The 24,875-nt window shown below is 62.2% G+C and carries 21 protein-coding genes and 1 pseudogene; 10 read left to right on the plus strand and 12 right to left on the minus strand.

Features of this window, described 5'->3' with window-relative positions; all coding sequences use genetic code 11:
• Positions 1 to 171: 171 nt before the first annotated feature.
• A pseudogene (locus ACWUKX_RS14900) lies at positions 172 to 1,210 on the plus strand (class I SAM-dependent methyltransferase); the annotation flags it as partial.
• Positions 1,211 to 1,339: 129 nt separating this feature from the next.
• Here ACWUKX_RS14900 and ACWUKX_RS14905 read toward each other — a convergent pair.
• Complete coding sequence (locus ACWUKX_RS14905) at positions 1,340 to 2,602, minus strand: NAD(P)/FAD-dependent oxidoreductase (RefSeq protein WP_456007653.1); 1,263 nt, start codon at positions 2,600 to 2,602, stop codon at positions 1,340 to 1,342.
• Between the two features lie 315 nt (positions 2,603 to 2,917).
• On the opposite strand from ACWUKX_RS14905, the gene ACWUKX_RS14910 reads away from it, so the two are divergent.
• On the plus strand, positions 2,918 to 3,583 hold the full coding sequence (locus ACWUKX_RS14910) for a 5-formyltetrahydrofolate cyclo-ligase (RefSeq protein WP_456007812.1): 666 nt from the start codon (positions 2,918 to 2,920) through the stop codon (positions 3,581 to 3,583).
• On the opposite strand, the gene ACWUKX_RS14915 is transcribed toward ACWUKX_RS14910, so the two are convergent.
• A complete protein-coding gene (locus ACWUKX_RS14915; RefSeq protein ID WP_023675099.1) occupies positions 3,518 to 3,991 on the minus strand; it encodes an Lrp/AsnC family transcriptional regulator in 474 nt (157 codons plus the stop codon). The genes ACWUKX_RS14910 and ACWUKX_RS14915 overlap by 66 nt on opposite strands.
• Before the next feature lie 160 nt (positions 3,992 to 4,151).
• Between ACWUKX_RS14915 and ald the strand changes: the two genes are divergently transcribed.
• Together ald and ACWUKX_RS14925 are read left to right on the plus strand one after the other, a co-directional pair.
• Entirely contained in the window at positions 4,152 to 5,267 is a 1,116-nt protein-coding gene (gene ald / locus ACWUKX_RS14920) for an alanine dehydrogenase (RefSeq protein ID WP_065008786.1), read from the plus strand.
• A 199-nt stretch (positions 5,268 to 5,466) separates the two neighbouring features.
• Complete coding sequence (locus tag ACWUKX_RS14925) at positions 5,467 to 6,765, plus strand: outer membrane protein (RefSeq protein ID WP_456007656.1); 1,299 nt, start codon at positions 5,467 to 5,469, stop codon at positions 6,763 to 6,765.
• Positions 6,766 to 7,004: 239 nt separating this feature from the next.
• On the opposite strand, the gene ACWUKX_RS14930 is transcribed toward ACWUKX_RS14925, so the two are convergent.
• The 7 genes from ACWUKX_RS14930 to ACWUKX_RS14960 all read right to left on the minus strand — a co-directional run bounded on the left by ACWUKX_RS14930 (position 7,005) and on the right by ACWUKX_RS14960 (position 12,494).
• Positions 7,005 to 7,472, minus strand: coding sequence for a DUF1203 domain-containing protein (locus ACWUKX_RS14930; RefSeq protein ID WP_456007658.1), 468 nt, complete (start codon positions 7,470 to 7,472; stop codon positions 7,005 to 7,007).
• Between the two features lie 77 nt (positions 7,473 to 7,549).
• Positions 7,550 to 8,356, minus strand: a complete 807-nt coding sequence (gene dapB / locus ACWUKX_RS14935) for a 4-hydroxy-tetrahydrodipicolinate reductase (RefSeq protein ID WP_456007660.1) — start codon at positions 8,354 to 8,356, stop codon at positions 7,550 to 7,552.
• Between the two features lie 247 nt (positions 8,357 to 8,603).
• Positions 8,604 to 9,161: an OmpA family protein gene (locus tag ACWUKX_RS14940; RefSeq protein ID WP_456007662.1), complete on the minus strand. Its 558-nt coding sequence runs from the start codon at positions 9,159 to 9,161 to the stop codon at positions 8,604 to 8,606.
• 99 nt (positions 9,162 to 9,260) lie between these two features.
• Complete coding sequence (locus ACWUKX_RS14945; RefSeq protein ID WP_095494886.1) at positions 9,261 to 9,824, minus strand: GNAT family N-acetyltransferase; 564 nt, start codon at positions 9,822 to 9,824, stop codon at positions 9,261 to 9,263.
• Positions 9,824 to 10,681, minus strand: coding sequence for a 3-mercaptopyruvate sulfurtransferase (gene sseA, locus ACWUKX_RS14950; protein ID WP_456007664.1), 858 nt, complete (start codon positions 10,679 to 10,681; stop codon positions 9,824 to 9,826). Before sseA ends, ACWUKX_RS14945 begins: the two co-directional genes overlap by 1 nt.
• 35 nt (positions 10,682 to 10,716) lie before the next feature.
• Positions 10,717 to 11,460: an alanyl-tRNA editing protein gene (locus ACWUKX_RS14955; RefSeq protein ID WP_455840488.1), complete on the minus strand. Its 744-nt coding sequence runs from the start codon at positions 11,458 to 11,460 to the stop codon at positions 10,717 to 10,719.
• Entirely contained in the window at positions 11,460 to 12,494 is a 1,035-nt protein-coding gene (locus ACWUKX_RS14960) for a cysteine synthase A (protein WP_029352299.1), read from the minus strand. Before ACWUKX_RS14960 ends, ACWUKX_RS14955 begins: the two co-directional genes overlap by 1 nt.
• Before the next feature lie 213 nt (positions 12,495 to 12,707).
• Here ACWUKX_RS14960 and ACWUKX_RS14965 point away from each other — a divergent pair, with 213 nt between their 5' ends.
• Both ACWUKX_RS14965 and ACWUKX_RS14970 read left to right on the plus strand, forming a co-directional pair.
• The gene (locus ACWUKX_RS14965) at positions 12,708 to 13,529 is read left to right on the plus strand and encodes an SDR family oxidoreductase (protein WP_456007666.1); all 822 of its coding nucleotides are present in this window, start codon (positions 12,708 to 12,710) and stop codon (positions 13,527 to 13,529) included.
• Between the two features lie 92 nt (positions 13,530 to 13,621).
• The gene (locus ACWUKX_RS14970; protein WP_456007668.1) at positions 13,622 to 14,596 is read left to right on the plus strand and encodes an alpha/beta hydrolase; all 975 of its coding nucleotides are present in this window, start codon (positions 13,622 to 13,624) and stop codon (positions 14,594 to 14,596) included.
• A 100-nt stretch (positions 14,597 to 14,696) separates the two neighbouring features.
• Here the strand turns inward: ACWUKX_RS14970 and ACWUKX_RS14975 are convergent, their stop codons facing one another.
• A complete protein-coding gene (locus ACWUKX_RS14975; protein ID WP_029352295.1) occupies positions 14,697 to 16,100 on the minus strand; it encodes a DEAD/DEAH box helicase in 1,404 nt (467 codons plus the stop codon).
• A 388-nt stretch (positions 16,101 to 16,488) separates the two neighbouring features.
• On the opposite strand from ACWUKX_RS14975, the gene ACWUKX_RS14980 reads away from it, so the two are divergent.
• Complete coding sequence (locus ACWUKX_RS14980) at positions 16,489 to 18,021, plus strand: acyl-CoA carboxylase subunit beta (protein ID WP_455840483.1); 1,533 nt, start codon at positions 16,489 to 16,491, stop codon at positions 18,019 to 18,021.
• 276 nt (positions 18,022 to 18,297) lie between these two features.
• Positions 18,298 to 19,098: a M48 family metallopeptidase gene (locus ACWUKX_RS14985; protein WP_456007670.1), complete on the plus strand. Its 801-nt coding sequence runs from the start codon at positions 18,298 to 18,300 to the stop codon at positions 19,096 to 19,098.
• 34 nt (positions 19,099 to 19,132) lie between these two features.
• Here the strand turns inward: ACWUKX_RS14985 and ACWUKX_RS14990 are convergent, their stop codons facing one another.
• Positions 19,133 to 21,139, minus strand: coding sequence for a hypothetical protein (locus tag ACWUKX_RS14990; RefSeq protein WP_456007672.1), 2,007 nt, complete (start codon positions 21,137 to 21,139; stop codon positions 19,133 to 19,135).
• Positions 21,136 to 22,668 carry an NAD(P)H-hydrate dehydratase gene (locus ACWUKX_RS14995; RefSeq protein ID WP_456007674.1) on the minus strand — a complete coding sequence of 511 codons (1,533 nt, stop codon included), beginning with the start codon at positions 22,666 to 22,668 and terminating at the stop codon, positions 21,136 to 21,138. The genes ACWUKX_RS14990 and ACWUKX_RS14995 overlap by 4 nt, the downstream gene beginning before the upstream one ends.
• 398 nt (positions 22,669 to 23,066) lie before the next feature.
• Between ACWUKX_RS14995 and ACWUKX_RS15000 the strand changes: the two genes are divergently transcribed.
• The gene (locus ACWUKX_RS15000; protein WP_006205430.1) at positions 23,067 to 23,405 is read left to right on the plus strand and encodes a P-II family nitrogen regulator; all 339 of its coding nucleotides are present in this window, start codon (positions 23,067 to 23,069) and stop codon (positions 23,403 to 23,405) included.
• Between the two features lie 54 nt (positions 23,406 to 23,459).
• Complete coding sequence (gene glnA, locus ACWUKX_RS15005) at positions 23,460 to 24,869, plus strand: type I glutamate--ammonia ligase (RefSeq protein WP_292406131.1); 1,410 nt, start codon at positions 23,460 to 23,462, stop codon at positions 24,867 to 24,869.
• Positions 24,870 to 24,875 lie beyond the last annotated feature (6 nt).

Consider the following 24,875-nt stretch of genomic DNA (forward strand, 5'->3'; position numbering starts at 1 on the left):
GCTGCGGGGATTCATCGGGAGGCGGCGTTCGCGCCCTCGCGAATGAACTGCAAGAGTGTGTGGAAACCGGCCATTTTTCGCCGGAGCCGCAGAAGTCCCGGGGGCGTGACATGGCTCACAAGGAAGACACCGGCGTTGCATCGGGCGACGCGGTCAGGTTGGACGAATTCAATTAAGAACTCGCGCTTGCCCGGCCGCGCCTTCAACGGCCGCACCATCGGCATCGCCGAATCCTACATGGACGGCGATTGGGACAGTCCCGACGTGACCAGTTTCCTGGAACTGTTCGTGGTCAATTCTGAAATCGGAGAGAGCATCGCCGGCGGCGCCAGCTGGCTGGTCAACGCCGTCCAGCGTGTCCGCCACTGGTTCAACCAAAACACCCGGACCGGCTCGAAGCGCAACATTTCGGCGCATCACGATCTCGGCAACGCCTTTTACAAGGAATGGCTGGATCCGAGCATGACCAATTCGTCCGGCGCTCTATGCGGCTGGCGCCAACGATCTTGAAAGCGCGCAAGCCGCCAAATATCGCGCGCTGGCCAAGGACACGGGCATCGGCGCGAAAGACCACGTGCTGGAAATCGGTTGCGGCTGGGGCGGCTTTGCCGAATTCGCCGCACGCGAGATCGGCTGCCGCGTCACCGGGCTGACGATCAGCCGCGAGCAGCATGATTTCGCCAGAGAACGCGTCCATAAGGCTGGACTTGCCGACAAGATCGACATCAAGCTGCAGGACTACCGCGACGAAACCGGATGCTACGACCGCATCGCCTCGATCGAGATGTTCGAGGCGGTCGGCGAAAAATACTGGCCTGTGTTTTTCCGCGAGATGAAGGATTGCCTGCGGCCTGGCGGCACCGCCGGCCTGCAGATCATCACCATCAACGAAAAGCCTACGACACCTATCGCGCCCGGCCGGATTTCATCCAGCGTTACGTCTTTCCCGGCGGCATGCTGCCGACGCCGTCGATCGTGAAAGCGCTCGGCAAAGACCATGGGCTTGCTCATCTGGGCGAGCGCATTTTCCCGGACGACTATGCCGGCACGCTCGCCGAATGGCGCCACCGCTTCTGGGCGTCCTGGGAAAAGATCGTCCCGCTCGGTTTCGACGACCGCTTCTAGCAGCTCTGGATTTTACCTGCACTACTGCGAAGCCGGCTTCCGCGCCAGCTACATCGATGTCCGGCAGGTGGTTTACACGGCTTAGGGTTTTCTCCTGTTCGACAAATCAGGCTTCAACGACGTGCCAGCCTTCAACAGCGCGTGCCAAGTCCTGCCCGAAGCAAGCGAGTCCATCAGGAACAGATGACGTGAATGAATGTGCGGGGCGGAGACATCAGCTCCTGTCGTCGCCTTGGGTGATCAGCCGCGCGCTGCGCTGACCGGTCACGTAGATCCATAGCCAGCTCAGCGAAACCGCAAGCCGGTTACGGAAGCCGATCAGGAAATAGATGTGCGCGAGGCCCCACAGCCACCAGGCCAGCCGGCCGGTGAGCTTGATCCAGCCGAAATCGATCGCGGCAGCGCGCTTACCGATCGTCGCCAGATCGCCGTCATGCTTATAGCGGAACGGGCGCGGGGTTGCGTCGCCGGCCAGCCGGGCCTTAATGGTCGCGGCGACATGCCGGCCCTGCTGCTTGGCGGCGGGTGCTACGCCGGGCACCATGCGGCCATCTGGCCGCAGGACGTGTGCAGCGTCGCCGACGACGAAAATCTCCGGGCTGCCCGGCACGGTCAGGCCGGGCTCGACCAGCACCCTGCCCGCACGGTCCGCTGCCGCCCCCAACCATTCGGCGGCCGGCGAAGCGGCGACGCCTGCTGCCCACAGGATAGTCCTGGCCGGCAGCTGCGTGTCGCCGAAGACGACACCCTCGGCGTCGCAGCGTATAACGGGCCGACCGAGTTCGACCGTCACGCCGAGCCGCTCGAGCGCCTTGCTGGCATAGTCGGAAAGTTCCGGCGCGAAATTGGGAAGGATGCGGTCACCGGCCTCAATCAGCACCACGCGCGTCAGCCGCGTATCGAAGTTGCGGAACTCGCCCCGCAGCATGTCGTGCGCCAGTTCAACAATGGTGCCGGCCAGTTCCACGCCGGTCGGTCCGCCACCAACGATCGCCAGCGTCAACAGCGCTTGGCGCTTGGCGGGATCGGTCTCCCGCTCGGCCTGCTCGAAGGCGAGCAGAATGCGCCGCCGAATGGTGGTGGCGTCCTCCAGCGTCTTCAGCCCCGGTGCGAAAGGCTCCCATTCGTCATGGCCGAAATAGGCGTGGCGGGCGCCGGTGGCCAGCAGCAGCGTATCGTAGGCGACCGCGCCGCCATCATCGAACAGCACGCGTTTGCCGATGCGGTCGACGCCGGCGACGGTGGCGAGCAGCGTGGTCACGTCCTTGCGCTTGCGCAGGAGATGGCGGATTGGCCAGGCAACTTCCGAGGTCGCCAGCGCTGTGGTCGCCACCTGATAGAGCAGCGGCTGGAAGAGATGATGGTTGCGCTTGTCTATCATGGTGATGCGCACCGGCGCACCGTCAAGCGCGCGGGTAAATTCGAGCCCCCCAAAGCCCGCCCCCACGACCACGACATGGTGACTGGATTCCTTCATCTCATTCACTCCGGGAGAGCAGGTTGGCCGGGAGAGCAGGTTGGCCGGGAGAGCAGGTTGGCCGGGAGAGCAGGTTGGCCGGGAGAGCAGGTTGGCCGGGAGAGCAGGCTTGAGAGCAATTTCGCCAAGGCTGATGTAGATACTTTTGTGCACCGCAACAACATCCGACTTGCTGACTGCCCGCCGTAAGATGTCGCGAATGTACATGCTCTATCCTGCCGCCGAGTATAATTTCATTGAAACTGACGACAGGAGTGGAGCTTGAATAGCGATCATGACGACTGTCCGGGTCAATATTCCTCGCCGCCTTGCTTCATGCATGAGCTCGACCCGGAATTCCGGACGTCCCTATCCGATTGGACCGACGTGAAACGATGGCGCAAGGCCGAGCGCGAGCGGCTGATTGCGGCGCGCCTCGCTATCTCGGCTGACGCGCGGGTGGCAATGTCGCAGCGCATCGGCGAAAGCCTCGACACGTTGATCGGCGACATCGCCGGCCGCATGGTCAGCCTCTACTGGCCGTTCCGGGGCGAGCCGGATCTGCGCCCATGGATGGCTTCCGTCAATGAGCGCGGCGGCCGTACCGCACTGCCTGTTGTCGTCGAGAAAGGCCAGCCGCTTGTCTTTCGCGCTTACGCACCGGGCGACCGGCTGGAGAAGGGCGTCTGGAACATTCCGATCCCTGCTGAAGGCGACCCGGTGCAGCCCGAGGTCGTCATTTCACCGATCGTCGGCATCGATCCGAGACAGTACCGGCTGGGCTATGGCGGTGGCTTCTTCGACCGCACACTGGCGGCGATGCCGTTCAAGCCGCTGGTCATCGGTGTCGGCTACGAACTGCAGCGCATCGCTACCATCTACCCGCAGCCGCATGACATCCCGATGGACCGGGTGGTGACGGAGGCGTTCAAGAGCCTAGGCCAGTTCCGGCTTCATCCCCACCGCCGTCCGGTCGACGATCTCGCGCAAGGCGAAGGATGAATTGATCTTCGTCACATGCGGCATCGCCGACAGCCATTCTTTATGGATGCGCTCATAGTCGACGAGGTCTTTTGCCGCGATGCGCAGGATATAATCGTATTCGCCCGACATCAGGTGGCAGGACAGGACATTCGGGCAGCGCTTTATCGCCGCCTCGAAATCCGACAGCGTCTTCTCGAATTGCCCCGACAGCGATATATGCACGATCGCCGTCATCTGGTGGCCAAGAGCGGCATTGGAAAGCCGGGCGTGATAGCCGCGGATGGTTCCGGATTTCTCCAGGTTGTCCAGTCGCCGCGAGCAGGCCGACTGCGACAGGCCGACTTTCTCGGCAAGCGCCGCGTTGGGTATCCGTCCATCCTTCTGCAACGTTTCGAGAATGGCGATATCGATCCTGTCGAGCGGCATTTTTCGGGATTCCTGCGACAATCCAGCTATTTTGCGCAACGATTATCGAGCCGTGCCCTTCTGCGCAAGCGCATTCGCAAACACTTACGGGACGATTCGTGGTTCACTATCTCTAAACAGGGAACGTGCCTCAAAAGGGCCGGATCAGGAGGAGAAGAAGATGCGCGTCGGCTGCCCCCGGGAAATCAAGAACCACGAATACCGCGTCGGCCTGACGCCGGGCTCGGTCCGCGAATATGTCGCGCATGGCCACGAAGTGCTGGTCGAGACCGGCGCCGGCGCCGGCATCGGCGCCGACGACAACGCCTATCGCGCAGCCGGCGCCACCATCGCCAAGACGGCCGCCGACGTGTTTGCCAAGTCCGACATGATCGTCAAGGTCAAGGAGCCGCAACCCGACGAATGGGTTCAGCTCCGTGACGGCCAGATCCTCTACACCTATCTCCATCTCGCGCCGGATCCGGAGCAGACCAAGGGCCTGCTGGCCTCGGGCGTGACTGCCATCGCCTACGAGACCGTCACCGACGACCGCGGCGGCCTGCCGCTGCTTGCGCCGATGTCGGAAGTCGCCGGCCGCCTGTCGATCCAGGCCGGCGCCACCGCGCTGCAGAAGGCCAATGGCGGTCGCGGCGTGCTGCTCGGCGGCGTGCCCGGCGTGCTGCCCGGCAAGGTCACTGTGCTCGGCGGCGGCGTCGTCGGTCTGCATGCCGCCCGGATGGCGGTCGGCCTTGGCGCCGACGTCACCATCATCGACCGCTCGATCCCGCGCCTGCGCCAGCTCGACGACATCTTCGGCGGCCGCGTCCACACCCGCTACTCGACTGTCGAGGCGCTGGAAGAGGAATGTTTTTCGGCCGACATCGTCGTCGGCGCCGTGCTGATTCCAGGTGCCGCCGCGCCGAAGCTCGTTTCCCGCGAGATGCTGTCGGGCATGAAGAAAGGTTCGGTGCTGGTCGACGTCGCCATCGACCAGGGCGGCTGCTTCGAGACCTCGCACGCCACAACTCATGCCGTGCCGACATATGAGGTCGACGGCGTCATTCACTATTGCGTCGCCAATATGCCGGGTGCAGTGCCGGTCACTTCGGCCCACGCGCTCAACAACGCAACGCTGCATTACGGCCTGCAGCTCGCCGACAAGGGCCTGAAGGCGCTGATCGACGATCATCATTTGCGCAACGGCCTGAATGTCCACAAGGGCAAGATCACCAACCGCGCGGTGGCCGAAGCACTCGGCTATGAGTTGGTCGAGCCAAAGGCCGTTCTCGCCGCCTGAACCGCCGCTCAATCCTCTCCCGACCGAGCCGCCGACGCCCTCGGCGGCTTTTTTCCACAAGCAAATTTCACGGTTTGCGATTAGCTGACCGGCTTTGCCCGTCCTGCTTGCAATGTGTCTTTCCTGTGGCTTTTTTGTTACAGCCGCCAGCATGGGCAGGTGCTAGACGGCTGGTGGGTTTTTCAAAAAGGTAGGGGCAATGACCAGCAAACGATTAGCAAAATCTCTTCTTCTTGGCGCAGTTTCCGTCCTGGCGCTCGGTTCGGTTGCTCATGCCGCCGACGCGGTTGTGCCGGTCGTCGAGACGTCGGCCTTCAACTGGAGTGGCATCTATGTCGGATTTGGCGTTGGCGCCGGCGCCAATGTCCACGAGCTCAGCAGCGATCTGGTTCCTGGCTTCTCGTTCAACGGCATTGGTGGTGAAGGCGTATACGGTGAAGTGACCGTTGGGTACGACTATATGGTGTCGCCGCGCTTCCTGATCGGCGGACTGCTGGATGCCCATGCCGGCAACATTGAAACCACGCTCGATGTTGCTGGTTTCGATGCTTCGGTCCGCGAGACGTACGGTTTCGACGCCGGTTTGCGGCTTGGTTACCTCTTCACGCCAAACACTTTGGGCTATGTGCTCGGCGGCTATTCCTGGCAAAAATATAAATTCGACACGAACGCTGGTTTTGATTTCGATTGGGACCAGAGCGGCTACTTCGTCGGAGCTGGCGTTGAAACGGCCATCAACAGTAACTGGACCATCAAGTCAGAATATCGCTATACCCGCTTCGGTACTGAAAACATTCTTTCCGAGTTCGATATACCGGACGGCGTCCTCGACACGGATACGTCGCGGCATACGTTCCAGGTTGCGGCCAACTATCGCTTTGGCGCCCAGAATGGTGGCGTCGCCTCTTTTGAGGCTCCTGCCTATAATTGGACCGGCTTCTACGTCGGCGGCGCCGCCGGCGCGGGTGCGTCGGTGCATCAGATCGACGTTCCGCCGGCTGGCGACCTCGAGTTCAACGGGATCGGTGGCGAAGGCGTGTTCGGCGAATTGAACGTCGGCTACGACCATGATTTCGGCAGCTGGGTCGCAGGCGTCATGGTGGATGCCCGCTACTCCGGCATGACTTCGGAGTTGGAAGTTCCGGGCGGATCGATCAATCTGGATACAGATTACGGTTTCGATGTACTTGCCCGTGTCGGTATGAAAGTCAACGAATCAACCCTCGCCTACGTGCTCGGTGGTTACAGCTGGCAGCACTTCGATCTGAACGCGTCTTCACCCATCGGCGATATCCTCGATTGGGACTCCAGCGGCTTCTCGGTGGGTGGTGGTCTGGAAACGGCCATGTCCAGCAACGTGACCGTCGGCCTCGAGTACCGCTATTCGCAGTTCTCCGAGAAGGATTTTTCGTCGGATCTTGGGCTGCCGGACGATACTCTCACCTCCACGCCTTCGTTCCATACCGTCCGCATCGGTGCGAAGTACAAGTTCAACTAGAACCGCCCAAACAACACTCAAAGCCCGCCAGTCATTCCGGCGGGCTTTTTCTTTGGGCGGAAGAAATGCGGGGCGGACAGCGCGGGCAACAAAAAAGCGGAGCCAAAGCCCCGCTTCCTCTGATGTCGAGACTTCCCGCCGGTTCATCCGCGGTCGGCAAATCGATCGACAATCAATTCCGTAACGCGACAATGCGACAGGCGTACGACAGCTGCGATCGATGAATACCGCCCGAATCGTCACGCGCGCTCGATACGGCACTGGTAGCAATTGTTGCGCGCCGAGCGGACATGCACATAGGCGATCTCGTCGCGTTCGAACAAGGTCTCGGCCCGCGCCGCGATGGCGCCCGTCGGAATGACGCCGCCGCTGCCATAGACGATGCGGTCGTCCCTGCCGTAGCCGCGCACGATGTAGTCGGCGCTTTCGAGCATTTCTGGAAGCGCCTCGGCTTCGGCAGCGCGCTCGCATTCTTCGGCATGCAGAAAGATCGGACCGGTCTCGGCGTAGGGCTGCAATTCCGGGAATGGCCGGTAAGCCAGGACGAGATAGGCTTCTCCAGCGGCCACGTTCTTCAGGCAGTGGCGGCAAGGCACGCCGTCACCGTCGGATATTTTCCGCTCTGGTATCAGGCCATAGGCGTCCGGCGCGCCGCGCTGCAAGGCTCTGACATCTTCCGTGGGCAAGGCTTTGAACTGGATGGTCATGGCGAAATCTCCGGTGTCGTCGACCGAAAATTACGCCGCTGCGCCAGCGTCTCCCACCCGATTCCTGCCAATTTGGATCAGTCCATCAAGGCGTCGAGACCGCGCACCAGCCCTGTGATCTCCTGTACCCGCCTGATAGCGAGCAGCGTGCCGGCCACGTAAGGAGCAGCGGACGAGCCGGCGTCGTGACGAATGGTCAGCCGCTCGTCGGGCAGGCCGAACAGCGCCTCACAGGACAGGATGTAGGAAGGCAGGCGAAGCGCATGCACCTGCACCCCCTCGCCCGTACCGACCGCCGCACCGCGGGTTCCCGGCACACCCGAGACATCCGAGACCGGCCCCGCGGTCGAAGGCTTGCGGACATCGGCCAGCGCTTCGGCAAGCTCGCGCGCGGTGCCGGACGGCGCGTCGGGTTTCTTGGCGCTCGCATAGTCGATCACCTCGACATCCGGCACGTATTTCGCCGCCATCAGGGCAAACCGCTTCATCAGCGTGGCGGTGATTGAAAAATTGCCGGCTGCAATGACGCCGACACGATTGGCGCGTGCTGCAGCGTCGATCTCGCCGAAATCGGTCGCACCCAACCCCGACGTGCCTATCACAACGTGCCGTCCTTTTTCTATGGCCAGCAGCGCATGGTCTTTCACCAGATGCGGCTTGGTGTAGTCGACCAGCACGTCCGACGGCACCTCCAGCGCCTCGGCCAAAGAGGCGGAAACGGTGACGCCGTTGGCCGGCATGCCAACCAGGAGGCCGGAATCCTGCCCCGCGCTGCTGCGTGACACAGCCCCGGCCAGTGCCATGTCGCCTTGCGCCCCGATCGCCGGAACCAGCGCCTTGCCGACCCAGCCGGTCGCACCGGCCATCACCACCCGTATCGTCATCGTTTGGGTCCTCCATCACCATCGAGCTTTGACCGACAGCGATATGTAAAGACCGCGGCTCATTCAAGCCCGGCTCTTTTCCGGGTGTTGATCCAGACCGCAGTGACTGAGCCTGATTCGAAAATCGCAGTGGCGAGTCAGATGATGGTGTCTTCGAGAACCGGAGCGGAGCGGACATTCAGGTCCGTGAGCACCGGAAGCGCAGAAGACGCCTTCAGATGGCCGCCAATGCGGATTTCGGACAGGCTCAGCGGATGAAGTCGTCGAAGCGGCGGAGCGTCACCCGGCGATTGCGCCAATTCTCGTTCTGCGTCTGCACGAGCAGGAATTCCTCGCCGTAGCCGACGGTTTCCAGCGTATAGCCCGGCACGCCGAATTCGCGCACCAAGGTGCGCCTCAGCGAGGCGGCGCGCTGTTCGGACAGGATCTGGTTCGATTGGAAGGAGCCAACCGCGTCGGTATGGCCTTCGATCAGCACGCGGGCGCCGGGGTCGCGCCGCAGGATGCGCTGAAGCGCATCGGCGATGTTTTCGATCTTGCCATATTGCGATTCGGAGATGGCCGCCGAGCCAAAGGCGAAATTGATCGACTGGATATCGATCGAACGGGCCATGCGCCGCAGGTCCGGCCGCCTCTTGAATTCGCGGATGGTGACGCGCTGGTTCGGGCGCAGCTTAACGCGGGGCGCGGCCTCGAGCTGACGCTCGATCGTCGCCGCCGAAGGCGTGGTTGCCTGAGCGGCGGCAAGGGTCGGCATGGCCAGGGCCGCAACCAGCGCGGCGGCAAATGTGCGTCGGATCAGCATGTCTTTTCTCCTTCGGCCTCGGCCGCATTGATGGTGCCGGCAAGATGGCGAAGACAAGCTGAAGCATTGATTAACAATAGGTTCAGTTTGCGGAGAAAATCATGGCCGCATGACACTGGCCGCACGCTCGGCGAAGGTCATTGGATGTACGATCTCCTTCTTTTGCGCGACCGGTGCAAAGCCGAGCTTCTGGTAGAGCGGCAATGCCGCCGGATGGTCGAGCGTGCAGGTCTGCACCGTCACCCGCCTTGGACCGTGCGACCAGGCGGCGGCGATCGCCGCACCCAGGAACCAGCGGCCGATGCCTTGGCCGGTCGCGTGCTCCATCATGCCGAAATAGGCAAGTTCCACTTCTTCCGGCAGATGCGGCTTTAGGTCAAAGAAACCGGCGGGCGACCCATCGAGATACAGCACCCTGATGTCGCGGTCCTCGCGATGGATGCCCGCAGAAAGCTCCTCGTCGCTGAGCCTCAGCACGTTGACCCAGTGCCATTTGCGGCCTACCCGATCCATCAGGTAGCGGTAGAAATGCAGCGGAATGTCCTTGGTCTTCAGCAATGCGATCTGGCGGTTGTACGGCACCGGCGGCGAGTAGGCCGGCGGCACATGCATTTCGAGAAACGTCACCGTGACCTCGATGTCTTCAAGCGCTCCGTTTTCCATCACTGTCGATCCTTGCCCGTCACGACGGGCGTATCGCTAAGCCCACCCCATTCCGTCCATGAACCGTCGTAGAGCCTGTTGTCGGTATGGCCAAGCGTCTCGAGCGCCAGCGTGATCACCGCCGCAGTGACGCCTGAGCCGCAAGAGGTGACGACCGGCTTCGACAGGTCGATGCCGGCGTCCTCGATCACCTTGCGCAGTCGGTCTTTCGACAGCAGCTCGCCGTTCTCGGCAAGCGCCGAAAACGGCACGTTGTGCGCGCCGGGCATATGGCCTGAGCGGACGCCGGCGCGAGGCTCCGGCTCGGTACCGGCAAACCGGCCAGGCGAGCGCGCGTCGGCGATCTGGTTTTTCCCGGTCTCGACGATACGGCGCATGTCGGCCAGGCTGGCGACGCGGGCGGCATCGAAGTCGGCATGAAACACGCAAGGCGCGATCTTCGTCGGCTCCGCCGTCACCGGCCGTCCAGCCGCTTTCCAGCGGTCGAAGCCGCCGTCCAACACGTAGACCTGGAACACCCCCATGACACGGAACATCCACCAGGCGCGCGGCGCCGAGAAGAAGCCCGGACCGTCATAGACCACGATGCTGTCGTCGGCCGAAATGCCCATGGCGCCGACATATTGGGCGAAATGCTGCGGCGACGGCAGCGTGTGCGGCAGTGGGGAATCGGGATCCGAGATCGCATCCTGATCCAGGAAACCGGCGCCTGGAATGTGCGCTGCGTCATATTCGGCGCGCGCGTCACGCTTCTGCGCCGGCAGATACCAGGACGCGTCGACGATGGTCAGGCCAGGCTCGCCGAGGCGCTTCTGCAACCAGTCCGCATCGACGGTGAAAGGGCTGTCTTCGGCCATTCTTCTTCTCCTGCCCGCCTTTGACAATCTGTTTATCAGGCCGGCGGCATCGGTCCAAAGCGTATTCGGAAGCGTCGATTCTCGCGACCCTTCTTCTCGATCTTGCCGATATGGATCTCGCCGACTTCTCCAGTGCTCATCACATGGGTGCCGCCGCAAGGCTGGCTGTCGATCGAGGCGTTCTCGCCAATGCAGACCAGGCGGATCTTGCCCGTGCCGGCGGGTGGCCGAACATTCTTGGATTTCACCAGCGCCGGATTGGCCGCCAGTTCCTCGTCGGTGATCAGCCTGACAAAGACCGGGTGGTCGGCCCGCACCAGTTCCATCAACCTGGCCGTCACGTCTTCCCTGGTGAAGCCGGCATCCGGGATGTCGAAGTCGACACGGCTGTCGTCCTCGGAAACCGAGGCGCCGGTGATCGGGAACGGGCAGACGACGGTGAGCAAATGGCAGGCTGTGTGCATGCGCATCAGCAAATGCCGCCTCTCCCAATCGACGGCGAGCTTTATCGGTTCGCCGACCTCAAGCACCGCCTGCTCAGGCTGCGGCACATGAATGATCTCATCTTTGGTCTGACCGGTGATGGTGGCGGCAACAGCGATCAGGCTGCCGTCGTCGCGTTCAAGGGTGCCCGTATCGCCCGGCTGCCCGCCCGACGTGGCATAGAAGATCGTCCGGTCCAGTATTATGCCGCCACGATCGTTGACGGCTACAATCGTGGCGTCAGCCGTCCTGAGATAGGCGTCGTCGCGAAACAGCGCTTCCGTCCTGTAAGCCATCACGCGACCTTTTCGAACGGCACCGAAATTGTGCTCCGCTGTTCCATCCAGCCCGGTACCGGCAGCTTCTTTTGGCGCAGGAATTCCGGGTTGAACAATTTCGACTGATACCGCGTGCCGTAGTCGCAAAGCACGGTCACGATGGTGTGGCCGGGGCCCATTTCACGCGCCAACCGGATCGCGCCGGCAATGTTGATGCCGGTCGAGCCGCCGACGCACAGACCCTCCTCCTGGATAAGGTCGAAGACGATCGGCAGTGCATCCTCGTCCGGAATCTGGAAGGAGAAATCCGGCGTGAACCCTTCCAGATTGGCGGTGACCCGCCCCTGCCCGATGCCTTCGGTGATCGAGCTGCCTTCGGATTTCAGCTCTCCGCTGGTGTAGAAACTATAGAGCGCCGCACCCAGCGGATCGGCGAGCGCGATCTTGACGTCCTTGCTCTTGGACTTAAGCCCGAAAGCGATGCCGGCCAGTGTTCCGCCGGAGCCGACCGCCGAGACGAAACCGTCGACCTTGCCGCCGGTCTGGGCCCAGATTTCTTCCGCTGTGGTGCGGGTATGGCCGTCACGGTTGGCGACGTTGTCAAACTGATTGGCCCAGATCGCGCCGTTCGGCTCGGACCGGGCCATCTGCTCGGCCAGACGGCCCGACAGTTTCACATAATTGTTGGGGTTCTTGTAGGGAACGGCAGGCACCTCGATCAGCTCGGCGCCGAGCAATTTGATCGTGTCCTTCTTCTCCTGGCTTTGCGTCTCGGGGATGACGATCACGGTGCGGTAGCCAAGCGCTTTGGCAACCAGCGTCAATCCGATGCCGGTGTTGCCGGCCGTCCCCTCGACGATGACCCCACCCGGCCTCAAGAGCCCGCGCTGCTCGGCATCGCGGATGATGAACAGCGCGGCACGGTCCTTGACCGACTGGCCCGGATTCATGAATTCGGCCTTGCCCAGGATCTCGCAGCCGGTTTCTTCCGAGGCTTTTTTGAGGCGGATCAGAGGCGTATTGCCGATCGCTTCGATCACAGAACGGGGCATGGAGATTCCTTTATGCTTGCGGCGGAACCCTAGAAACCCGAAGCTTCGGTTTCAAGGCAAGAATTTGCCTGGTCCAGCGGCATTTCAGGGCTGCAATCTCCTAACATAGACCTTGCGTTCCGCCATTCATTGAAGCTCCCCATTGAAAAGCGCTCTTTTAATCCGATTTCTTCACCGCTAGAGCACAGGCTAAGAAAAGTCGCAGGGCATAGCATGACACTCTATCGGGCCCACCCGAAGCACGGCGTCGCCTGGATAACGGGCGGCAGCAGCGGCATCGGCCGTTCACTGGGCAAGGACCTTGCGGCGCAAGGCTATGCCGTCGCGGTGACGGCGCTCGACGAGGATCCGATCGACACGCTTGTTGTCGAGACGGCGCAGATGCCGGGCCATGTCACGGCCTATCCTTGCGACGTCACCGATGAGAGACGCATGGCAAAGACGGTCGCAGCGATCGAGAAGGATCTTGGCCCGATCGTCTTGGCCGTCTTCAATGCCGGGAGCTATATTGCGACCGCCGGCGAAGACCTCACCGTCCGTGGATTTCGCCAGTCCTTCGATGTCAATTATTTCGGCATCATCAACGGCCTGGTGCCGGTCATCGAACGCATGCGCGTCCGCGCCCGCGGCCATATCGTCCTGGTCGGTTCGGTCACCGCTTATTTCGGCTGGCCGACCACAGCCGCCTATGGCGGCACCAAGGCGGCGATCAATATCCTCGCCGAGTCGCTGAAGTACGATTTCGACAAGATGAACGTCCGCATCCAGGTGATAAACCCGGGCTTTGTCGACACCCCGCTGACCGAGAAGAATTTGCTGCCGATGCCCGGGTTGATGCCCGTCAATCGCGCCTCGCGCCGCATGGCGCGCGGCATTAATTCCGGCGGCTTCGAAGTCACCTTCCCGCGCCGCTTGAGCTGGGGCCTGAAGCTGCTCAGAATCCTGCCGAGACCGTTCTGCCGATGGGTCATCAGCACCACGACCCGCTGGAAGGCGCGTCCGCTGAATTTCGACCGCAAGCCGCCCAGCGAATAGCCCGGCCATCAAGTTGGCGATCCCGCGGGCGGGACGTCGTTGCCTGTTTGCCATCGCGGCCATAGGTTGAGAATTGTTGCGTGGAGTCTGCGATGGGGCGACGAATCGTGCTTGCGGTGTTGGGTCTCGCCATCATTCTTTTTCTTGCCTTCGTGCTTGGCCCGCGCGTCCAAGCCGACACCACGATCCGCTTCGATCCTTCTGTGATCGGCGATGACCCGCAAGCCTATCTGGCAGGCAAGGAGGCTGCCGTACCGGGCATCTACGACGGGCTGGAAAAGGAAATCATCTGGGCCAATCCGATGGTTCATGCCAGGACGCCGCTGTCAATCGTCTATATCCACGGCTTTTCGGCGTCGAAGGGCGAGGTTCGTCCGCTGCCGGACGAAGTGGCCGACCAGCTCGACGCCAACCGTTATTACACCCGCCTCACCGGCCACGGACAGGGCGGTGCCGCGATGGCCGAAGGCAGCGTCAACGCCTGGATCAACGACTACGAGGAAGCGCTCGCCATTGGCCGGGCGATCGGCGACAAGGTGATCGTCATCGCCACCTCGACCGGCGGCTCGCTGGCAGCCTGGGCTGCGACGCAGCCGGGCGCCTCGAACGGGGTTGCGGCAATCGCGTTCATCTCGCCGAATTTCGGCGTCAAGGCTTCCGGCGCCGAACTCCTGACCATGCCGTGGGGCCGAGAGATCGCCGAGCTGGTCGCCGGCAAGCAGCGCAGCTTCGTGCCACGCAATGCCCTGCACGAGAAATTCTGGACCTACCGCTATCCGATCGCGGCGACCCTGCCGATGGTGGCGCTGACTGAGCTTGCCTACGGCGCGCCGGTAGAGAAGGCGACCATCCCTGCCCTCTTCATCTTTTCGGATTCGGACAAGATCGTGCGGTCCGACCGCACCCGCGAAATTGCCGGGCGCTGGGGCACCGCGCACGAACTGGTGCCGGTCGATGATACCGGCGATCGGGACAACCACGTTATCGCCGGTGACGCGCTGTCGCCAGCAACCACGGCTTTCCTCGCGCAGCGCATTGTTGTGTGGGTAGAGGCGGTGGTGAAGTAGATCTCAGGCGAAAAAGGCGACCGAAGCATCGTCCGATCGCCTTTTTCAATTGTGAGCAGCCGAGCCGAGCCCGACAGGCTCGGCCGGATGCACTATCTGATTACGCAGCCCGCGCTGCTGGCCGCTTGCCGCCGAAACGACGCTTGTTGTTGCCTTTGAACGGCTTGGCGCCTTCCGGCTTACGCTCGCCGGCGAAGGCCTCGCCGAAGCGCTTCTTGCCGAAGCCGTTGTTCTGGCCACCTGGCCGCCTGCCGTCGCGACGGCCATTGCGGTCGTTGGCCGGCTCGAAGCTGCGCTCGTTCTTTTCGGCGGGATTGCGCTGCGGGTCGGGGCTGCCGAGATGGTCGGCAACGATCGGCAGCTTGGTGCGGATGATACGCTCGACTTGGCGCAGCTTGCTGTTCTCGGACGGATCGCAGAGCGTGATGGCGATGCCGTCCATGCCGTTGCGGCCGGTACGGCCGATGCGGTGGACATAGCTCTCCGCCTCGTCCGGCAGGTCGAAATTCACCACGTGGCTGATGCCGGGCACGTCGATACCGCGCGCTGCAATATCAGTCGCCACAAGAATGCGCACCGAACCCTCGCGGAAATCGTTCAGCGCCTTCTGGCGAGCGTTCTGTGACTTGTTGCCGTGAATGACGGCGGCCTTGAAGCCGTCGCGCTCGAGGTCCTTGGTCACCCTGTCGGCGCCATGCTTGGTGCGCGAAAAGATGATGACGGACTTCATTGCCTCGTCGGCCAGCATCGTCGACAGCACCTGGCGCTTCTGCTTGGTGCGGGCAAAGACGACGCCCTGCACGATCTCGGCCGCAGCTGTGCTCTGCGGCGCGACCTCGACGCGGATCGGATTCTTCAGCAGGCCTTTCGCCAGCTCGGCGATTTCATTCGGCATGGTCGCCGAGAACAGCACCGTCTGACGGTCCGGCGCGGTTGCCCTGGCGATGCGCTTGACGTCGTTGATGAAGCCCATGTCGAGCATGCGGTCGCCCTCGTCGAGCACCAGCCATTTGGTGTCGGCAAGCACGAGGTCGCCCTCGCGCACCAGGTCGGTCAACCTGCCAGGCGTGGCGATCAGGATGTCGACGCCGGGGGCAACCTTCTTCACCTGGCTGAAGCGCGAGACGCCGCCCAGCACCAGCGCGGTCGAGACATGCGCGCCCTTGGCCAGGATCTTGATGGTATCTTCGATCTGCACGGCCAGTTCGCGCGTCGGCGCGAGAATCAGCGCACGAGCGGTCTTCGGCCGGCGCTTGGTGCCGAGCCCGATGATCTTCGACAAGATCGGCAGCGCGAACGCCGCGGTCTTGCCCGAACCGGTCTGGGCGATGCCGAAAATGTCACGGCCTTCCAGCTGCGGCGGGATCGCCTGGGCCTGGATCGGTTTGGGATCAGTGAAGCCGGCGCCGTGGGTGGCCTTGAGCAGCGCGCCGGTAATTCCAAGTGCTGCGAAACCCGAAAGTTCCCCAGTGTCCTTACCGGCCAAAGTGTTTTCGTTGGTCAAAATATTCTTCTTTCACGCGGCTCCTGGCCGCAAACATCAGTGGCGGCAGGGCGCAACCTGCCGTCGAAAAATTCTCATGGAACGACAAGGCGGCGGACATAATCGTCCGCGCGGCTGCGCTGTCGTGCCCGCATGCATCATGCCGCGGGGCTTTTTCGCCGCCTTGCCGATCTCGGAAAGAGGGAAAACAGACGCAACCAGTCTCATTCGTCGAGAAGGCCGGATACTCCCGGCCCAAGCGCCTATGTCGCCGCATATGGCCCAGTTCGCCGCGAAATGCAAGGGGCGTTATGTTGCAGCGCAGCGAAAGCCATGGCGAAGCGGCGCTTGCGCTGCCCTGCTGCCATGATTACCACAAATCAGGCTTTCCGTTTTTGGGGATCGAGCGATGAAGGACGTGCTGAAGGAACTCGAGCGCCGCCGCGACATGGCGCGCATGGGCGGCGGCCGGGCCCGCATCGACGCTCAGCACAAGAAGGGCAAGCTCACCGCGCGCGAACGCATCGACGTCTTTCTCGACGAGGGCTCGTTCGAGGAGTTCGACATGTATGTCGAGCACCGCTCGACCGATTTCGGCATGGAGAAGACCAAAATCGCCGGCGACGGCGTCGTCACCGGCTGGGGCACCGTCAATGGCCGCCCGGTCTATGTCTTCGCCAAGGACTTTACCGTGTTCGGCGGCTCGCTGTCCGAGGCCCACGCCGAAAAGGTGGTCAAGGTGCAGGAGATGGCGCTGCGCAACCGCGCACCGATCATCGGCCTCTACGACGCCGGCGGCGCCCGCATCCAGGAAGGCGTGGCAGCACTTGGCGGTTATGCCGAGATCTTCCAGCGCAATGTGCTCGCCTCCGGCGTCATCCCGCAGATTTCACTGATCATGGGCCCTTGCGCCGGTGGCGACGTCTATTCGCCTGCCATGACCGACTTCATCTTCATGGTGCGCGACACCTCCTACATGTTCGTCACCGGGCCGGACGTGGTGAAGACGGTCACCAACGAAACGGTGACTGCCGAGAGCCTCGGCGGCGCCTCCGTCCACACGACCAAGTCCTCGATTGCCGATGGCGCCTACGACAATGACGTCGAGGCGTTGCTGCAGATGCGCCGGCTGGTCGATCTGCTGCCTGCCTCCAATACGGCTGATATCCCCGAGATCGAATGCTACCAGTCGGTCACCGATCACGATCTGTCGCTCGACCGGCTGATCCCCGACAACGCCAATAAACCCTACGACATCAAGGAGTTGATCCTTAAAGTTGCCGACGAGGGTGACTTCTTCGAGATCCAGCAGAGTTTTGCGAAAAACATCGTCACCGGCTTCGGCCGCGTCGAAGGCCGCACGGTGGGCTTCGTCGCCAACCAGCCGATGGTGCTGGCCGGCGTGCTCGATTCCGACGCCAGCCGCAAGGCGGCGCGATTCGTGCGCTTCTGCGACTGTTTCTCGATTCCGATCGTCACCTTTGTCGACGTTCCAGGCTTTCTGCCCGGCACCGCGCAGGAATATGGCGGGCTGATCAAGCACGGCGCCAAGCTTTTGTTCGCCTATGCCGAAGCGACCGTCCCGAAGATCACCGTCATCACCCGAAAGGCCTATGGCGGCGCTTATGACGTGATGGCGTCAAAGCATCTGCGCGGCGACATGAACTATGCCTGGCCGACGGCGCAGATCGCGGTGATGGGCGCCAAGGGCGCGGTCGAGATCATCTATCGCAAGGACATCGGCGATGCGGAGAAGATCGCAGCGCATACAAAGGCTTACGAGGATCGCTTCTTGTCGCCCTTCGTCGCCGCCGAGCGCGGCTATGTCGATGAGGTGATCATGCCGCATTCGACCCGCCGCCGCATTGCGCGCGCGCTCCGCATGCTGCGCAACAAGGATATGCAGAACCCTTGGAAGAAGCACGACAACATTCCGTTGTGAGACGCTGATGTCGCGCCTGGTCCTCTACACGGGAGAGCACTTCGGCAGGTTTGCCGACTGCTTTTTGTTCTGCCGCTTTTCTGCCCGGTGCTCCTCTGGCTGCTGCTCGTTGACCGGCATCCGCTCGCGGCTATCGCGGGCGGTGTTATTGCCGTACCGGCTGCAATGCTGGCTTTCGTTCTGTTAATTGGAGCATTGTTTGCCGGGTTTCGGCCTAGCAGGGTGGAAGGTATTACTCGGGACTCGGCGCCAAAATTGTGGGCAGTGTGGGAAAGCGTGGCTGGCAAACATCGCGCCAGCCAGACGACGATTGTGCTAAGCAGTGATCTGAACGCCAGCATTGGGGAAGAGCGCCCGTTTCTGGGTCTGCTTGGCCGTCGGGCGATCTTGACCGTCGGTATCCCGTTGCTTGCCGTGACCGACGAAAAGGCATTTTCGGCAATCCTTGCTCACGAAAACGCTCATCTGAAAAACAGGGACACAAACGGCGGTCTCAATCTTGCCGAGCTCGACAAAAGCTTCGATTTGATTTTCGAATATGCTCCTCCCGGAAAAACAGTTTCCGGCAGCCTGTTTTACTGGATGCTGGCTCCGCTGTCGTACTCTCTGGAACGCGAAGGAATACGGCTATCGAGACGAGCGGAAATCGATGCCGATCGTCATGCGGCAATGTCAGGCGATTCGCACGAAGCGGCGCGCGCCCTGCTCCTGATCGCCGCAGCCGATAAGTTCTTCGATGATCGGGTTTACAATCCGCTCAAGTGTGAGTTGCTTGGTGCGATGGCACCGCCTCGCCCGCCGCTCAATAGAGTTCTGGCGGTGTGCAGCGACTTGTCGAGCACCAGCCTTCTGCAAGAATATGCACTGAAGGCCTGGGACGCCCCCGATGACGAGAAGGCGGACCATCCACCATGGTCGGAACGTCTGGCTGCTCTTGGATATAGCTCCGTTCCAACGATAGAGCCGGTTTTGGTTCCTGCCCTGTCGAGCCTGCTGAGCAATGAAATGGTCGCAGAGCGAGTTCGCCATTTCGACAGTGAATGGACATCGAAAATCGCCGATTATCTCGATCGGTAGGCGATCCATTTGGATTTTTGCGACGAGGTACCGGTCACTCCGCTTCCGCCGCGCCGAACCCCGCGCCCATCGTCGCGCGGACGGCGCCCGACCACGGCGTGGCATGATTGTCGATGCGCATCTGGAAGATAAAATAGGTCGGCGAGCAGAAGCCGATACCTTTCACCCTGCCGATACCAGGCGTATCGGGCGGTAGCGACTGGCACATATAATCCTCACGGCAGAAATGATCGGCCGAGCAGGCCGGCCGGTTGCCGCGGTTGACTGCGCCGCCTAGGCACTGGTCGAAATTGTTGGTCGCCACGCAAATGTCGAATTTTTTCCCGCCAACCAGCCCGCAGATCTCGTTCGGCATCGGCTTGCCCGGCTTGAAGGCGGCAAAGGCACGATCCTTGTCGTCGCAGCCGCGATAGGCAATGCCGGCCGGCACGCCGATCTTCGGCGGCCGGCAGGTGTAGGCGGCGCGCGAAATGTCGGTCGCGAAGGCCGCGAACTGGCCTGATATGCTGTAGCGGTCATTGAAAGGCTGCCCCGGGTTGCTGGTGATCGAGCCGGTCAGACATGGATGGCCGGAAAACATCTTTTCGCTGTCCTTGGGCAACAAGCATTGCGCCTGCTTCGTCCGCACGCCGGATGCAGTCGCCAGGGCCGTGCAGACGGTGCCGCCGTCGCATTGCCAGGTTGTGCCGAAGCCGGCCGCATCCTCCGGCATGAGACACGGCATCGCCACCTCGGCCGGCAGATAGGCGACCTCGTCCGCGTCCTTCCATGCAGCCGGCGGCGCGAAGGACAAAGGGCGGAATCGGTTCGGCTCCTTGCCCTCTGCGGTCGCGCGCAGCCAGGCCTCGCGTCGCGGCATCTCGGCATGAAGATGCGGCGAGATACCGACCTCGATGCGGTTCAGCGGCGAAGTCGTCTTGTCATCGAGGCCGATGAAATGGAAACCAGCGGTCGAACCAGCTTGATGACACCCCTGGCAGGCGCCATTGTCGAGCCGCTCGACCAGCGCTTCCGGCGTGCGCACCAGCTTCAGCGCGGAATAGTCGAGCCCAGAAAAATCCGCGGGCTGGAATAGCGGCGTGAACGGGTGATTGGCCTGCCTTGCGCTGCCGAAAGTCGACCACGAGATGACCTTCTTCGCCAGGAATTCATGCGGGATTTCGTAGACGCCGAGATCGACCGCCGCGAGATTGGCGCTGATATAGTCGGCGAGTTTTGCTTTCAGCGCGGCGTCGTCGGCAAGCCGCGCCGCGTCGGGCGTGTTTTCCAGCGACTTTTCGATGACCGTCTCTCTATCGAGGCCAAAAATCCGCATGAGATAGGCGGCCTGCCCGCCGAATTCGGTCTCCTGGCCGGAGGGAAAGCGCACCACCTGGGCGTTGAGCTCGAGCTGCTTGAAGCTCAGTCCGGCCTTCTCCAGCGGCCCGCCGATGAGCCAGCCGGTATCGACGGTCTCGTCGAGCTGCGGCGTCCAGCGCCCGGCAACGCCGACGCAGCCGCCGTCGGCGTCCGGCGCGGCGCTGTAGATGGCATTGAAGTTGAACGGCAGGCGCGAAGCCAGAACCTTGCCGTTCTTCTTGAAGCTGTAGGCAAGGCGGTAGATGAAACGCACCTCGCCGCAGCGCCCGTCGCCTCGTATTTCGGCGAAATCACGCCGATCGAGCCTATTGACGACACCGACCAGCCGGAAGCGCGCGGCGTCGGACTTCAGCCAGCGCATGTCCATGATGCGGCCAACATTGCCGTCGGTGACTTCGTAGAGCGGCCGCCCACCGGCCTTCATCTCGGCCCGCAGTGCGGCGACATCTCTTGCAACCGTTTCGATGATTTGGTGATAGGCCGGCGCCTTGTCATAGAGCGCCTTCAGGTCGCGCCCGTCGCCATCGAGACCGAATATGCCGGCGAAATCAAAACCCTTGGCATCGAGGGCGGCGAGCACGGCCGGATCGTCGACAATGGTCACGGGACCTTCGGCACGCGCGGTGTGCGCCATGAAAACGGCGACGAAGATTGCGGCAAGCAGCGCGAACCCGCGGCTCATCGAGCAGTCACCTCGTTGCGACATTCGGCAAGCTCGCGCAGCACCGGCACCAGCGCCAGCAGCAAATCCTCGGCGATCAGCCCTGGTCCGAAACGGCTGCCGGCCTCGGCATGAATCCAGACCGCCGCACAGGCGGCTTCGAAAGCCGGCATGCCTTGCCCCAGGAAGCCGGCAATGACCCCCGACAGCACGTCGCCCGAACCGGCGGTGGCCAGCCATGGCGCGCCATTGCAGTTGATCGCCGCTCTGCCATCGGGCGCCGCGATCACCGTGTCCGCGCCTTTGTAGACGACGATGGCGCCGGCGCGCTCGGCCGCAGAGCGCGCCTTGGCCAGCTTGGACAGGTTCCTGTCTCCGGCGATGTCTGGGAACAGCCTGGCGAATTCGCCCTCATGCGGCGTCAGCACCAGCGCTGGCGTGTTCAGACGACGGGCGGCTTCGAACAGAACTTTCGGGGTATCGCGAAACGAGGTGATGCCATCCGCATCGAGGACCAGCCCGTCGGCCCTGCCGTCTTGCCGCTGCCCGGTGGCCAGCACGCCAACGGCAAAATCCCGTGTTTTTTCGCCGACGCCGAATCCGGGTCCGAGGACGAAAGCCGTCGGCCGGCGGTCGCCGATGAATTCCTGTACGTCCGCGATGCTGTCGGCCTTGCGCAGCATGATCGAGGTCAGATGCGCGGCGTTCGCCTGCAGCCCGTTCGCCGGCGACAGCACGGTCACCGCCCCTGCCCCGCTTCTGGCCGCGGCAACCGCCGACAGCCGTGCGGCGCCCGTCGCCGACGGCCCGCCGGAAAAGACGCAGACATGGCCGCGCCTGTACTTATGGGCGTCGACGGCTGGAACCGGGAAGTTCCCTAGCCAAAGCGGCGGGGTGTTCTCGAAGGTTCGCGGTTCAAGCTGCGCAACAATCCCGTCGCCGATGCCGATATCAGCAAGCACCAACTCGCCGCACATCTCGCGCCCAGGCAACAGCAGATGGCCGGGCTTTTTTCGCGCAAACGTCACCGTGATCCGGGCGTGGAATGCCTGGCCGAGAACCTGGCCGCTCTCGCCTGACACACCTGAGGGCAGATCGACCGCAACGACAGGCAGGTTCAGCTCTGTCGCGACCTCGACCGCCTTGGCGGCATCGCCGGACAGCGGCTTGGACAGCCCTGCCCCATAGAGCGCGTCGACCAGGATCGCTCCTGCCTCGGCGGCAAATTCCGACAGCGGCCGAGGCCCGACCCGGCATTCCGAAGCGGCGAGCGCCGCGTCGCTGCCGGCTTTGGGGAAGCCGGATGCCCACATCAAGACGTCGACGGCGCTGTCCTGAAGAATGCGGGCGACGACATATCCGTCGCCGCCATTGTTGCCGGGCCCGCACAGTACGTGTACGCGTCTGGCAGCCGGAAAACGGGCGAGCACCACCGCAGCGACCGCGGCACCTGCATTGCGCATCAGGCCAATGCCGTTGAGTGGTCCGGCGGAAATCGTCAACCAGTCGGCCTCAGCCATTTCGGCCGGAGACAAAATTTCATTGTTCATGGATGCCGATCCGCATTGGCTCAAGCCCGATCCCTGTGGTCAAACCCCGATCCCTGTGGTCAAACATTGTCCAGTTTTCGGTTCGAAGCAAACGGTGATGAGAGGGCACGATCTATAAGCACATCGTTAGGGACAATGGCCTCTTCGAAGCACAAATGCTCGCGAAATGCTCTGTCTGCCCAATTATTGTGCGGACGGAAGCGCCGACAATGTGTAGGTTCCCAGTATCCATGACGCATCCAACACGGCGAATGACGCGAATTTATCCCCCAACGCGGCATGGCATCGAAATCGCGTGATACCGCTTCGAATCCCCTCAAATTGGCACAGTTCGTGCTTGAAGGAGGCGCAAGCGGGGCTCACAACCCGTCTTTTTGGCAGTGGAGGCCACTTTTTACATGAAAAAGATCGAAGCGATCATCAAGCCGTTCAAACTAGACGAAGTGAAAGAAGCGCTTCAGGAGGCCGGGCTGCAAGGCATCACCGTTACGGAAGCCAAGGGTTTTGGCCGCCAGAAGGGCCATACCGAACTCTATCGCGGCGCTGAATATGTCGTGGATTTTCTGCCCAAGGTGAAAATCGAGGTCGTGCTCGGCGACGACGCGGTCGAAGGCGCGATCGAAGCCATCCGCAAGGCCGCCCAGACCGGCCGGATCGGCGACGGCAAGATCTTCGTCTCCAACATCGAGGAAGTTGTACGCATCCGCACCGGGGAAACAGGGATGGACGCGGTCTGAGCTTTCTGATTTCAGATCATCTCCTCGAAACGTCATCACACAGGGAAACATGACATGACGACAGCCAAAGACATCATGAAGCAGATCAAGGACAACGACGTGAAATTCGTTGACCTGCGCTTCACCGATCCGAAGGGCAAGCTGCAGCACGTGACGATGGATGTCGTTGAGGTCGAGGAAGACATGTTTGCCGACGGCGTCATGTTCGACGGATCTTCCATCGCCGGCTGGAAGGCGATCAACGAGTCCGACATGGTGCTGATGCCCGATACCGAGACAGTGCATATGGATCCGTTCTTCGCACAGTCGACCATGGTTATCCTGTGCGACATCCTCGATCCGATCTCCGGAGAATCCTACAACCGCGACCCGCGCGGCACCGCCAAGAAGGCAGAAGCCTACATGAAGGCGGAAGGCATCGGCGATCAGATCTTCGTCGGCCCGGAAGCCGAGTTCTTCGTGTTCGACGACGTCAAGTACAAGGCCGATCCGTACAACACTGGCTTCAAGCTCGACTCCACCGAACTGCCCTCCAATGACGACACCGACTACGAGACGGGCAATCTCGGTCATCGTCCGCGCATCAAGGGCGGCTATTTCCCGGTGCCGCCGATCGACTCGGCGCAGGACATGCGCTCGGAGATGCTGACCGTGCTCGCCGAAATGGGCGTGCGCGTCGAGAAGCATCACCACGAAGTCGCCGCTGCCCAGCACGAACTCGGCATCAAGTTCGACACTCTGGTCCGCAACGCCGACAAAATGCTGATCTACAAATATGTCGTGCACCAGGTCGCCAATGCCTACGGCAAGACGGCCACCTTTATGCCGAAGCCAGTCTTTGGCGACAACGGCTCGGGCATGCACGTCCACCAGTCAATCTGGAAGGGCGGCAAGCCGACCTTCGCCGGCAACGAATATGCCGGCCTTTCGGAGAGCTGCCTGTTCTACATCGGCGGCATCATCAAGCACGCCAAGGCGATCAACGCCTTCACCAACCCGCTGACCAACTCCTACAAGCGTCTGGTGCCGGGCTATGAAGCGCCGGTGCTGCTCGCCTATTCGGCGCGCAACCGCTCTGCCTCCTGCCGCATTCCATTCGGCTCGTCGCCGAAGGCCAAGCGCGTCGAGGTCCGCTTCCCCGATCCGGGCGCGAACCCCTACCTCGCCTTTGCCGCCATGCTGATGGCCGGCCTGGACGGCATCAAGAACAAGATCCATCCCGGCCAGCCGATGGACAAGGATCTCTACGACCTGCCGCCGAAGGAACTGAAGAAGATCCCGACCGTCTGCGGCTCGCTGCGCGAAGCCTTGCAGAGCCTCGACAAGGACCGTGGCTTCCTGAAGGCAGGCGGCGTGTTCGACGACGACCAGATCGACAGCTACATCGAGCTCAAGATGGCCGAAGTGATGCGCTTCGAAATGACCCCGCATCCGGTCGAATACGACATGTATTATTCGGTCTGACCGGAT

The organism is Mesorhizobium sp. f-mel (assembly GCF_053850215.1).